Source organism: Streptomyces europaeiscabiei, from assembly GCF_001550375.1.
GTDB lineage: Bacteria > Actinomycetota > Actinomycetes > Streptomycetales > Streptomycetaceae > Streptomyces > Streptomyces europaeiscabiei.
In genome coordinates this window covers 1-11,983 of record NZ_LRTR01000104.1, presented here as the reverse complement: position 1 = coordinate 11,983, position 11,983 = coordinate 1, and the positions used below count along the sequence as shown (strand labels likewise).

At 72.0% G+C, this 11,983-nt stretch carries 11 protein-coding genes and 2 pseudogenes; 4 read left to right on the top strand and 9 right to left on the bottom strand.

Annotated elements, in window-relative coordinates; all coding sequences use genetic code 11:
• Positions 1-816 (top strand): acyl-CoA dehydrogenase family protein (locus AWZ10_RS04640; protein ID WP_060890508.1); only part of this gene is annotated, 816 nt, incomplete at its 5' end.
• A complete protein-coding gene (locus AWZ10_RS04635; protein WP_060890507.1) occupies positions 813-1,211 on the top strand; it encodes a RidA family protein in 399 nt (132 codons plus the stop codon). The genes AWZ10_RS04640 and AWZ10_RS04635, both read left to right, overlap by 4 nt.
• A gap of 18 nt (positions 1,212-1,229) precedes the next feature.
• On the opposite strand, the gene AWZ10_RS04630 is transcribed toward AWZ10_RS04635, so the two are convergent.
• Positions 1,230-1,433: a DUF5999 family protein gene (locus AWZ10_RS04630; protein ID WP_046708774.1), complete on the bottom strand. Its 204-nt coding sequence runs from the start codon at positions 1,431-1,433 to the stop codon at positions 1,230-1,232.
• A gap of 268 nt (positions 1,434-1,701) precedes the next feature.
• Here AWZ10_RS04630 and AWZ10_RS04625 point away from each other — a divergent pair, with 268 nt between their 5' ends.
• Positions 1,702-2,151, top strand: a complete 450-nt coding sequence (locus tag AWZ10_RS04625; protein WP_046708775.1) for a DUF6299 family protein — start codon at positions 1,702-1,704, stop codon at positions 2,149-2,151.
• A 105-nt stretch (positions 2,152-2,256) separates the two neighbouring features.
• Here the strand turns inward: AWZ10_RS04625 and AWZ10_RS04620 are convergent, their stop codons facing one another.
• On the bottom strand, positions 2,257-3,078 hold the full coding sequence (locus AWZ10_RS04620) for a carbonic anhydrase (RefSeq protein ID WP_046708776.1): 822 nt from the start codon (positions 3,076-3,078) through the stop codon (positions 2,257-2,259).
• A gap of 145 nt (positions 3,079-3,223) precedes the next feature.
• Positions 3,224-4,426, bottom strand: coding sequence for a PucR family transcriptional regulator (locus tag AWZ10_RS04615; RefSeq protein ID WP_060890506.1), 1,203 nt, complete (start codon positions 4,424-4,426; stop codon positions 3,224-3,226).
• 234 nt (positions 4,427-4,660) lie between these two features.
• Between AWZ10_RS04615 and AWZ10_RS04610 the strand changes: the two genes are divergently transcribed.
• Positions 4,661-6,448, top strand: coding sequence for an FAD-binding dehydrogenase (locus tag AWZ10_RS04610; protein ID WP_060890505.1), 1,788 nt, complete (start codon positions 4,661-4,663; stop codon positions 6,446-6,448).
• A 110-nt stretch (positions 6,449-6,558) separates the two neighbouring features.
• On the opposite strand, the gene AWZ10_RS04605 is transcribed toward AWZ10_RS04610, so the two are convergent.
• The 6 genes and pseudogenes from AWZ10_RS04605 to AWZ10_RS04585 form a co-directional block, all read right to left on the bottom strand.
• Positions 6,559-7,260: a class F sortase gene (locus AWZ10_RS04605; protein ID WP_208618447.1), complete on the bottom strand. Its 702-nt coding sequence runs from the start codon at positions 7,258-7,260 to the stop codon at positions 6,559-6,561.
• Positions 7,261-7,410: 150 nt separating this feature from the next.
• Positions 7,411-7,944 (bottom strand): hypothetical protein, encoded by a 534-nt coding sequence (locus tag AWZ10_RS04600; protein ID WP_046706966.1) that lies wholly within the window; start codon positions 7,942-7,944, stop codon positions 7,411-7,413.
• Positions 7,945-8,201: 257 nt separating this feature from the next.
• A pseudogene (locus tag AWZ10_RS53470) lies at positions 8,202-8,351 on the bottom strand (DUF6010 family protein); the annotation flags it as partial.
• Between the two features lie 71 nt (positions 8,352-8,422).
• On the bottom strand, positions 8,423-9,412 hold the full coding sequence (gene meaB, locus AWZ10_RS04595) for a methylmalonyl Co-A mutase-associated GTPase MeaB (protein WP_046706967.1): 990 nt from the start codon (positions 9,410-9,412) through the stop codon (positions 8,423-8,425).
• Complete coding sequence (gene scpA / locus AWZ10_RS04590) at positions 9,409-11,592, bottom strand: methylmalonyl-CoA mutase (RefSeq protein ID WP_046706968.1); 2,184 nt, start codon at positions 11,590-11,592, stop codon at positions 9,409-9,411. Before scpA ends, meaB begins: the two co-directional genes overlap by 4 nt.
• A pseudogene (locus tag AWZ10_RS04585) lies at positions 11,592-11,983 on the bottom strand (methylmalonyl-CoA mutase); the annotation flags it as partial. The gene scpA and the pseudogene AWZ10_RS04585, both read right to left, overlap by 1 nt.

Sequence of the window (11,983 nt, the reverse complement as noted above, 5' to 3'; positions counted from 1 at the left end):
CCGGGCGCGGGCTCGGACGCGGCGGCGCTGTCCCTGCGGGCGGAACCCGACGGCCCCGGCCGCTGGCGCCTGACCGGCGAGAAGTGCTGGATCTCCAACGCCCCCGAGGCCGACCTCTACACCGTCTTCGCCCGCACCACCCCCGGCGCGGGCGCTCGTGGCGTGACGGCGTTCCTGGTCCCGGCCGACCGGACCGGTCTCACCGGCACCCCGCTCGACATGCTCTCCCCGCACCCCATCGGCGCCCTCGACTTCGACGCCGTACCCGTCACGGCCGACGACGTCCTCGGCGTACCCGACCGGGGCTTCCGCGTCGCCATGGCCACCCTCAACCTCTTCCGCCCGAGCGTCGGCGCCTTCGCGGTCGGCATGGCGCAGGCCGCGCTCGACGCCACGCTCACGCACACCGCCCGACGGGACGCGTTCGGCGGCACGTTGCGGGACCTGCAGACGGTGGCCCACCAGGTCGCCGAGATGGCGGTGCGCACGGAGGCGGCCCGGCTGATGGTCTACGCGGCGGCCGGGGCGTACGACTCCGGCGACCCGGACGTACCCCGGCGGGCCGCGATGGCGAAGCTGTTGGCCACGGAGAGCGCGCAGTACGTCGTCGACGCGGCCGTCCAGCTGCACGGGGCGCGGGCGCTGCAGCGCGGCCACCTGCTCGAACACCTCTACCGGGAGGTGCGGGCACCGCGCATCTACGAAGGGGCGAGCGAGATCCAACGGGCCGTCATCGCCAAGGAGTTGTACGCGAGGGAGGCATCCGCGCGGGAGGCGGGGGCGCGGGACTCCGCGGGAGAGGGGCGGCCGGCATGAGCACCGAGCGCGTGAACCCGGCCGGGTTGTCGCCGCCCACCGGCTTCTCGCACGCCGTGGTCGCCACCGGCACCCGGGTCGTGTTCCTGGCGGGCCAGACCGCGCTCGACGCGGACGGCGAGGTGGTGGGGGAGACGCTGGAGGAGCAGTTCGAGCGGGCGCTCGGCAATCTGCTGACCGCGCTGGAGGCCGCCGGCGGCACACCGGCCGACCTCGCCCGAGTCACCGTCTACGCCAAGGACGTCGCCGACTATCGTGTCCAGGCTCCTCGCCTCGGCCGTGTCTGGCGGAGGCTGGCGGGGCGGGACTATCCCGCGATGGCGGTCGTGGGCGTCGTACGGCTCTGGGACGAACGGGCCCTGGTGGAACTCGACGGCTTCGCGGTCCTGTCGTAGCCGTGGGGGAGGAGCGTCTCAGGCGGCGGTCGCCAGGTGGGTGAAGACCGGTCGGTGCGGGGCGATCACGCTGCCGTCGGGCAGCAGTTCACCGGTGTCGTCGAAGACGATCGCCCCGTTGCACAGCAGGTTCCAGCCCTGCTCGGGGTGGAAGACGACGATGTGCGCGGCGTCGCGGTCCGTGCTGTCGATCGGGGGGCACAGGGGCTGGTGAGCACACATGGCGCACCTCCACGTCTTTGTGAGTGCCGGCGGCGAGTCACCGCCTCGCACTACAGACCATGCCCGCGCGGGGCACCCGTGGCCACACGCTTTCGTGAGACGTGACAGCACCCGGACGTGCTGTGACAGGACGCGGACATAGCCCCCTGGCGCGCGGGGCGCGCCCGTAGTGAGGACGGCGGAACCGACGCGCCGACGGAGGGGTGATGATCACCGGCGCGCCCCGGCCGGGCCGGTACCTCTGGAGCCCCGTCCAAGGAGGTACCCCATGCCCTTGTCCCAGGCCTTCTCGCAGGTCCCCCGCGTTCTCGGCGCCGCCGCCGGTGCCGCGCTGCTGCTGTTCTCCGCCGCCCCGCCCGCCGGTGCCGCCAACGAGGCGTCCGAGACGCTGACCATCGACCGCACCGGGTACGTCGCCCCGGACGGCACCCTCACCCTGTCCGGCACGTACCGCTGTCTCGGCGCCGGCGGCCCCGTCTTCGTCTCGTCCTCGCTCCAGCAGGGCGACAGCAGGGTCCGCAAGGGGGTCGGCGGGTCGTCGGCGGTCTGCGACGGCGTCGACCACACCTGGACCAACACGGACAGGGCGGAGCCGGGCCGTTACCGGCCCGGTCCGGCCCGGGTGGAGGCCACCGTCACCGAGCTGTCGGGCAGCGGTCTGCCGCTGCCCAGGTTCCACGCGGTGCGGCAGCAGGACATCACCCTCGTCGAGGGCTGAGCCGGCGGCCGGGCGCGGTCCGTACCCGGCGACGGCCACGGCAGCACGAAGGCGGCCCCGGTGGTGGGTGGTTCACCGGAGCCGCCTTCCCCGTGCCGGGGCCTGCTACTTGAGCAGGTGCACGCGCTGCGTCGTCAGGTCGTAGCGGGCGCCGACGATGGCGACCGCGCCGGCCTTCAGCTTGGCGGCGAGGTCGGAATCGGCCGCGAGCTTGGACCGGACCAGCCGGACGTTCGCGTCGATCGTCGCCGCGATCCGGGCGTCGCCGGTCACGCTGTGGTCGATGGCCGGGGCGATCTCGTCGGCGATGTACTGGATGCCGCTCGGCAGCTCCTCACCGCTCTCGTCCACCGCGACGGCGGCCTTCACGGCGCCGCAGGACTGGTGACCGAGCACCACGACCAGCGGGATGCCCAGTTCGAGGACGCCGTACTTGACGCTGCCGAGCACCGACTGGTCCAGCACCTCGCCGGCGCTGCGCGCGGTCATCAGGTCGCCGAGGCCCTGGTCGAAGACCAGCTCCGGGGGGACACGGGAGTCGATGCAGCCGAGGACGAAGGCGAAGGGGTGCTGAGCGGTCGTCAGGGTCTTGCGGAGGGCGGCGTCCTCGTCGGGGTGCCGCTGGTTGAAGGTCCGCCAGCGGCGGTTGCCCTTCGACAGCTCCGTCAGTGCCTCGTCCGCCGTGCTCGGCCGCGTGCGGGTGGCGGCGGAGGGCTTGGGGGTGGCGCGGGTGGAGCGGGAGACGGTTTCGGCGTCGGCCGGGAAGGCGCCGACGGCGAGGCCGCCGCCGATGACGGCGGTGCCGGCGAGTGCGGCGCGCAGGAGCGAGCGTCGGCCGCGAGGCTTTACGTGGGATATCGGGGCGTCGGCGCTGGTGGCGGTCGCCTCGGCGTCATCGCCTCTGTGGGGCGTTGCGTCTGGATTCACGGGCAGGAACGTACGTCCGGTCTAAACGCTCAAACGTTCAAGTTGCGGAATCATGGACGAGCGTTGATCAAACATGGCTGACCCTTGAATGATTCTTGGTCACTTCAGGGAAGGTTCTTGGTCAGCTGGTCTCTTGTTGTTCGCTTTACGGGATGGGAGCGCTTTCTGCCCCTGTGGCCAGCCACGTTGTCAGCGCCCACCACCAGTGCAGCGTCGTCAGCGTCCCGGACGGGCCGTCGAGGGAGCCGTCGGTGAGCGAGGTGCCGGTGAGGTGGTGCAGTCGGCCGAGGCGGTAGCGGACCGTGTTGGGGTGGGTGAACAGCGCCGTCGCGGTCCGGTCCAGACGCCGGCCGCTGTCGAGGAACGCCATTGCGGTGAGCGCGAGTTGGCGGTGGAAGTCGTCCGCCGGGTCGAGCCCGCCGAGGAACCGGGCGCTCAGTGCCGCACCCAGTACGGCGTGGTCCGCCATCGCGATCTCCCCGGCCAGATCGGTCAGTTCGCGCACACCGCGCAGTCCCCGCCGGCTCCCGATCTCCAACCCCCGTACGCACAGCCGGTACAGCGGCCTGAGCCGCTGCGGCGTGGCGAGCGGTGACGCGACGACGAGCGTCACGCCGTCCCGGCCCAGCTCCGCCAGTTCGTCGTTCCGCGGCAGCCGCGGACACAGACCCACCGGACGGTCGTCCACCACCCCGAACACGCCGGGCAGCGCCGAGAGCCGGGCGGCCAGTGCGCGGGCGTGCGCCGCATCGCCGGGATCCGCCACCACACAGTGGTACCGGCCGTCCGTCCGTACGCCCTCCCGCGCCAGTTCCGCCCGGGAGGGCGCGGATGTGTCGTCGCTCTCGGTCAGCAGCCGCCGCAGCAGCCGCGCGCGGGCCTCGCCCGCCCCGCGCGGGGTCCCCGACTCGGCGGCACGGTAGCCGTTGACGACATGCCGCTCCAGGGCGTCGCCGTACTCCTTCAGCCGCAGGACGACGGTGAGCAGCGCGGTGTCGGACACGCCGGCCGAGCGGCTGCGCTCGACGGTGATCTCGACGACCCGGGTGAGGGCGGCCTGGACGCCGCGCAGCACGGCGGTCATCGGGATTCCCTGGGCCGCGCGGTCGGCACCGAGCAGCAGCGCGGCCGCGAAGTCGTGTTCCTCGACCCGGCCGAGCGTGGTGAGCCACGCCTCGGCGGCCCCGATCAGGGCGTTGACGTGGGAGAGGGTCTCCGCCTCGCCGAGCCGGGCCAGTTCGGGGGAGCGGCCGCGTGCCGCGCGGACCAGCTCCTCGCACACGTCCACGTCGGCGGCCATGGCCCGCAGGACACCGGTGACCGGTTCGCGCTCGTGGACGACCGTCATGCGCGCTTCTCCCGTCCCGTACCTACCCGTGACGTTCCGTCCCCGGTGCTGTCGCCGGGCCACAACGAAGTGGTGGATGTGTTGATCCCCGGCCACTACCCCATGGTTGTGACGACCTGGTTTCCTTGAAGGCTACCGACGGTAACAGCGCTGGTGTCGCAGGAACAGCCCCCGTCCCGCGCGTACTTCCTGTCCCTCCCCCCCCCCGGAAGGTCCACGCCCGTGCCCATCTCCATGGAGAACTCCGCCTCCCCGGACGGGGTCAGCCGCCGCCGGGTCCTGACGACGACCGGTGGTGTGCTCGCCGGAGCCGCCCTCGCCGCGCAGGCGGCCCCGGCCTTCGCCGCCGGGTCGTCGAACGACGCGGACGCGATCGTCGTCGGCCACGGCCTCGCCGGTCTTGTCGCCACCGCCGAACTCGCCGCGGCCGGCCGCAAGGTGCTGCTGCTCGACCAGGAACCGGAAGCGAGCATCGGCGGCCAGGCCTTCTGGTCCTTCGGCGGACTGTTCCTCGTCGACTCCGCCGAACAGCGGCTGATGGGCATCAAGGACTCCCAGGAACTGGCCTGGCAGGACTGGCTGGGCACGGCCGGCTTCGACCGGGGCGTGAGCGACCCCTCCGGTCAGGACCACTGGGCCTACAAGTGGGCCGAGGCGTACGTGGACTTCGCCTCCGGCGAGAAGCGGTCCTGGCTCGCCGGCCTCGGCGTGCAGTGGTTCCCCATCGTCGGCTGGGCCGAGCGCGGCGGCGGCCTCGCGGACGGGCACGGCAACTCGGTGCCCCGCTTCCACGTCACCTGGGGAACCGGCCCGGCCGTGGTCGCGCCCTTCGAGAAGAAGGTGCGGGCGGCCGTCTCGGCCGGGAACGTCACCTTCAAGTTCCGGCACCGCGTCGACGGCCTGGTGACGACCAACGGCGCCGTCACCGGTGTACGCGGCGCGGTCCTGGAGCCCAGCAGCGTCTCGCGCGGCAAGGCCAGCTCCCGCACCGTCGTCGGAGAGTTCGAACTGAAGGCCCCGGTGGTCGTCGTCACCTCCGGCGGCATCGGCGCCAACCACGCCCTCGTCCGGGCGAACTGGCCCGCCCGCCTCGGCACCGCGCCCAAGACCATGATCACCGGCGTGCCCGCGCACGTGGACGGCCGCATGCTCGCGATCACCGAGAAGACGGGCGCCCGGATCGTCAACCCCGACCGCATGTGGCACTACACCGAGGGCCTGCGCAACTACGACCCGATCTGGCCCGGCCACGGCATCCGCATCCTGCCCGGCCCGTCCTCCATGTGGTTCTCCGCCACGGGCAAGCGCTTCAGCGCCCCCGACATCCCGGGCTACGACACCCTCCACACCCTGAAGACGATCACCGACACCGGCTACGACTACTCCTGGTTCGTGACCACGCAGAAGATCATCGCCAAGGAGTTCGCGCTCTCCGGCTCCGAGCAGAACCCGGACCTCACCGAGAAGAACATCTGGATGCTGCTCTCGCGCATCTGGCAGACCCCGGAGCCGATCGAGAAGTTCAAGAAGAACGGCGTGGACTTCGTCGTGGCCTCGTCCCTCTCCGAAATGGTCCGGGGCATGAACAAGCTGACGGGGGAGAACCTGATCGACCTCGCCGACCTGACGCGGCAGATCGAGGCCCGCGACCGCGAGATCGACAACGAGTACTCCAAGGACGCCCAGGTCATGGGCATCCGCAACGCCCTCAAGTACCCCGGCGACTCGATCAGCCGCACGGCCTCCGCCCACAAGATCATGGACACGAGCGCCCACCCGCTGATCGCCGTGCGCCTGAACATCCTCACCCGCAAGTCCCTCGGCGGTCTCCAGACCGACCTCTCCGGCCGCGTCCTGAACGCCTCCGGCGACCCGGTCCCCGGCCTCTACGCGGCCGGCGAGGTCGCCGGCTTCGGCGGCGGCGGGGTCCACGGCTACCGCTCCCTGGAGGGCACCTTCCTCGGCGGCTGCCTCTTCTCGGGCCGCCAGTCGGGCAAGGCGGCGGCGGAGGCCACGGCCTGAACCGACGCGGGGTCCGGACGGCGGGTGCGTGCGCCGCGCCCCGGTCCGATCCCCGCGTTCCCACGCCCTGGATGCCTTCACGTCCGGTGCGCATTCACGTCCGTACGTCCTCACGTCCGGTGCGCGAAGACCACCAGGTTCTCCGTGTAGTCCATGACCTCGCGGTCGTAGTCGCCCGCACAGGTGATCAGCCGGACCTCGGGCCGGGACGCGTCGGCGTACACCCGTTCGTCGGGGAAGTCGTCCTTCTCGAACCTCTCCACGGCGTCGACCACGAAGTGCGCCCTGCTGCGGTCGGCGCGTACGACCTGGAAGACGTCCCCCTTCTCCAGTTCGCCGAGCCCCGCGAAGACGGCCGGTGAGGTCACCGTGTCGACGTGCCCGGCGATGATCGAGGTGCCCGTCTCCCCGGGGGCGGCACCCTCGGCGTGCCAGCCGACGAGGTTCACGTCGTCGGCGGGCGGGGCCTCCAGCTGCCCCGAGCGGCCGACGGAGAGCGGAACGAACGGGGCGCTCACCCGGAGCTTCGGAATGAGCAGGCGGACCGGCCGGTGCCGGGGATCCGGCTGGCGCCGCTCCACCGGCGGTTCGGCGGCGGAGGCGTCCTCGAAGGGGGAGTCGGGGACGGGGGCGGCCTGCGGGGCGTGCCGGGCGTTCGGCGTGCGGGAGACGTCGGACGAGGAGTCCTCGCGGCCGAACAGGCTCACCGCCAGGATCATCAGGGCCACGGCGCACAGCGCGGTCAGATTGACGCGGGTGCCGGGCCGACTGGGCACCGGATCGGTGCCGGGAGGAGAAGGGCGGGCTGCCATCGGACACCACCTCACCAGGTACGGCAGCTGAACGGACGGACAGGCGGAGGGCGGGCGGGGGGCGCCGGAACGCAGGCCGGGCCGCCACACGACACACGGTGTGGCGGCGCGGCCTCTGCTATCGCGCCAGGTATCGCGCCCGGCATGGGCTCAGACCACGCTTCCGGCGCTCTTCCTGCGACGCAGGGCGTACAGGCCCGTACCGGCCACCGCGAGGACGGCCATCCCGCCCGCGGTCACGGTCGGCGAGGCGAGGGCACCGCCACCGGTGTGCACACCGCCGCGGGGCCGGTCGTGGTCGCCCTTCCAGGACCCCTCCTGCTCGTCCTTCCAGGAGCCCTTGTCCTGCTCGCCCTTCCACGACTCGTTGCCGTTGTCGCCCTTCCAGGACTCCTTGTCCTGGTCGGCCTTCGTGGACTCGTCCTCCTTGTCGTAGCCACCCGCCCCGGGCTTGGCGGCCCGCTCGGAGTTCCACTCCCCCTCGTTGTTCAGCGAGGTCAGCGCACCGCCACCCGTGTGAATCCCGCCGCGCGGTCCGTCGTGGCTGCTGTCCTTGTCGTGCTCCTTGCTGTAGCCATGGTCCTCGTGGTCCCACTTGTCACCGTCGGCGTAGGCGCCGGGTGCGGTGATGGCCAGGACTGCGGTGGCCGCCGCGGTAGCGAGAAGCATGCGAGCAGAACGCATCTGATGGTCCTTCCGCCGCAGCCGGGCAGCTGGTGCTTCGTCAGCTGACTTGACCCGGCTCCGACGTGATCCACCGTCAGCCGGATCACACTCCGCCACCACTTGGGGCGCTCAGCCGGGTGAACCGGAGCAGACCGCGCGGGGACCGGCCCCCGGCCGGTCACCACACGGCGACAGGCGGGTCGGGAGCGGACACGGCCCAGGGACGAGTCGTGGAGGAACGGGACCGGCGGACTGCCCTTGATGTGGTGCACGACGTCCCACGCGGTGTGCCCCGGCGGGCCGACGCCGATGAAGGTCCACGCGTCCGGACCCCGGCAGGCGACCTGGGTGACCAGCGCCTCGAACGCGAACTCCCAGCCGCCCGGACCGCCCCCGCCGCGGTAGGGGCGCCCGTCCCCAGGCACGCGCCCCACCGCCGCCCAGGGGCACTACCGACAGATTCCAACGGGTTGCCGCCACCGCCGGGGCGGCCTGCCTACTCCGCCCGCACGGAGTCCCCGAAGGCCTCCAGGATGCGCTCCGCGGCCAGCGTGGCCGTCAGCTCGCCGTCCCTGACCTGTTGTTCGAGGCCGGGCGCGAGGGACCGGACGCCGGGGTGGGTGCGCAGCCGGTCGAGGAGTTCGTCCCGGACCATCGACCAGGTCCAGTCGACCTGCTGGTCACGGCGCTTGGCGGCGAGGCGGCCGGTGGAGTCGAGGAGGGTGCGGTGCTGCTCCAGGCGCTCCCAGACGGCGTCCAGTCCGGTCGACTCGCGGGCGCTGCAGCTCAGCACCGGCGGTGTCCAGGCCGCGTCCCTGCCGTGCATCAGTCGCAGGGCGCCCGCCAGCTCACGGGCCGCCGTGCGGGCGTCGCGCTCGTGCGGGCCGTCCGCCTTGTTGACGGCGAGCACGTCGGCCAGTTCCAGGACGCCCTTCTTGATGCCCTGGAGCTGGTCGCCGGTGCGGGCGAGGGTGAGGAGGAGGAAGGAGTCGACCATGTCGGCCACGGCCGTCTCGGACTGGCCGACACCGACGGTCTCCACCAGCACCACGTCGTAGCCGGCCGCCTCCATCACCACGATCGACTCGCGGGTGGCCTTGGCGACCCCGCCGAGCGTGCCGGCCGTGGGGGAGGGCCGTACGAAGGCCGCCGGATCGACGGCCAGGCGCTCCATCCGGGTCTTGTCGCCGAGGATCGAGCCGCCCGTGCGGCTCGACGACGGGTCCACCGCCAGGACCGCCACGCGGTGCCCGAGCGAGGTCAGCATCGTGCCGAACGCGTCGATGAACGTCGACTTGCCGACACCCGGCACCCCGCTGACCCCGATGCGCCGCGCCCGGCCGCTGTGCGGCAGCAGAGTGGTCAGCAACTCCTGTGCCAGGGCGCGGTGTTGGGGCCGGGTGGACTCGACGAGGGTGATGGCACGGGCGACGACCGCCCGCTTCCCGTCGAGTACACCCTTGGCGTAGGCGTCGACATCGATCACAGGTCGTGCCCGAGGTCGTCCGACAGCCTCTTCACCAGGTCATGCGCCGCGTCCGGGATCACCGTCCCGGGCGGGAACACGGCCGCGGCGCCCATCTCCAGCAGGGTGGGCACGTCCTGCGGCGGGATCACCCCGCCGACCACGATCATGATGTCCTCGCGCCCCTCCTCGGCCAGCTGCTCCTTGAGCGCCGGCACGAGGGTGAGGTGACCGGCGGCCAGTGACGACACCCCGACGATGTGCACGTCCGCCTCGACGGCCTGTCGGGCCACCTCGGCGGGGGTCTGGAACAGCGGGCCGACGTCCACGTCGAAGCCGAGGTCGGCGAAGGCGGTCGCGATCACCTTCTGGCCGCGGTCGTGGCCGTCCTGGCCCATCTTGGCGACCAGGATGCGCGGGCGGCGGCCCTCGGCCTCGGCGAAGGAGTCCACCAGGCTCCGGGTGCGTTCCACGTTCGGGGACTCGCCTGCTTCGTTGCGGTACACGCCGGAGATCGTACGGATCTGGCTCGCGTGGCGGCCGTACACCTTCTCCAGGGCGTCGGAGATCTCACCGACCGTGGCCTTGGCGCGGGCCGCGTTCACCGCCAGCTCCAACAGGTTGCCCTCGCCCCCGGCGGCCCGGGTGAGCGCGTCCAGCGAGGCCTGGCACGCCTGTTCGTCGCGGTCCGCGCGCAGTCGGCGCAGCTTCTCGATCTGCTGGGTGCGGACCGAGGAGTTGTCGACCTTGAGGACGTCGATCTGCTCGTCGGTCTCCACGCGGTACTTGTTGACGCCGATGACCGGCTGCCGGCCGGAGTCGATCCGGGCCTGGGTACGGGCCGCGGCCTCCTCGATGCGCAGCTTGGGGATGCCCGCGTCGATGGCCTTGGCCATGCCGCCGGCCGCCTCGACCTCCTGGATGTGCTGCCAGGCACGGCGGGCGAGGTCGTACGTCAGCTTCTCGACGTAGGCGCTGCCGCCCCAGGGGTCGATGACCCGGGTCGTGCCGGACTCCTGCTGGATGAGGAGCTGGGTGTTGCGGGCGATACGCGCCGAGAAGTCGGTGGGCAGGGCGAGGGCCTCGTCGAGGGCGTTGGTGTGCAGCGACTGGGTGTGGCCCTGCGTCGCCGCCATGGCCTCCACGCAGGTGCGGGTGACGTTGTTGAAGACGTCCTGCGCGGTCAGCGACCAGCCCGAGGTCTGCGAATGGGTGCGCAGGGAGAGGGACTTGGAGTTCTGCGGGTCGAACTGCCGCACCAGCTTCGCCCACAGCAGGCGGGCCGCGCGCAGCTTGGCGACCTCCATGAAGAAGTTCATGCCGATCGCCCAGAAGAACGACAGCCGGGGCGCGAACGCGTCCACGTCCAGCCCCGCCTCACGGCCCGCGCGGATGTACTCGACGCCGTCCGCGAGCGTGTACGCCAGCTCCAGGTCGGCCGTCGCGCCCGCCTCCTGGATGTGGTAGCCGGAGATGGAGATGGAGTTGTAGCGGGGCATCCGCTGCGAGGTGTAGGCGAAGATGTCGGAGATGATCCGCATCGACGGCTTCGGCGGGTAGATGTAGGTGTTGCGGACCATGAACTCCTTGAGGATGTCGTTCTGGATGGTCCCCGCCAGTTTCTCCGCCGGTACACCCTGCTCCTCGGCCGCCACGATGTAGAGCGCGAGCACGGGCAGCACGGCGCCGTTCATCGTCATCGACACGGTCATCCGGTCCAGCGGGATGCCGTCGAAGAGCTGTCGCATGTCGAGGATCGAGTCGATCGCCACGCCCGCCATGCCGACGTCGCCCGTCACGCGCGGGTGGTCGCTGTCGTAGCCCCGATGGGTGGGCAGGTCGAAGGCGACGGACAGGCCCTTCTGACCGGCCGCCAGGTTGCGCCGGTAGAAGGCGTTCGACTCCTCCGCCGTGGAGAAGCCCGCGTACTGCCGGATCGTCCAGGGCTGGTTGACGTACATCGTCGGGTACGGGCCGCGCAGATACGGCGCCATGCCCGGGTAGGTGCCCAGGAAGTCCAGGCCCTCCAGGTCCTGCCCGGTGTACAGCGGCTTGACCGGGATGCCCTCCGGGGTCTCCCACAGCAGGTCGTCACCACCCGCCGCGTTCTTCACCGCCGTACGCCAGTCGTCGGCGCCGCCGTCGACGGCCGGGGAACCCAGCTCGATCCCGGAGAAGTCGGGGACGGAGGGGACGGTCATCAGGACACTCCCATGCGGTCGAGGGTCGCGGACAGCACGGCCACGGCGTCGCAGCCCGCGAAGACGTACGCGTCGACATCGGTGTACTGCCCGGGGCGGCCGGCGAGGAACACGTGCGCGGCGCCGGCGGCCTTCAGCTCCGCCGCCACGGTCGCGGCCCGCTCCTCGTACAGGGCGTCGCTGGAGCACACGCACACCACGGTGGCGCCGCTCTCCTCGAACGTGCCGTCGGTGACGGGCTCGATGCCGCCCGCCTGGAAGAGGTTGGCGGCGAAGGTCGTCCGGGCGGTGTGGGCGGCGGCGGGGCCGAGGGCGGCCAGGTAGAGGCGGGGCCGGGAGCCCGTCGCGGCGAGGTGCGCGTCCGAGCGGGCGCGCAGCGCCTCGTACGCCT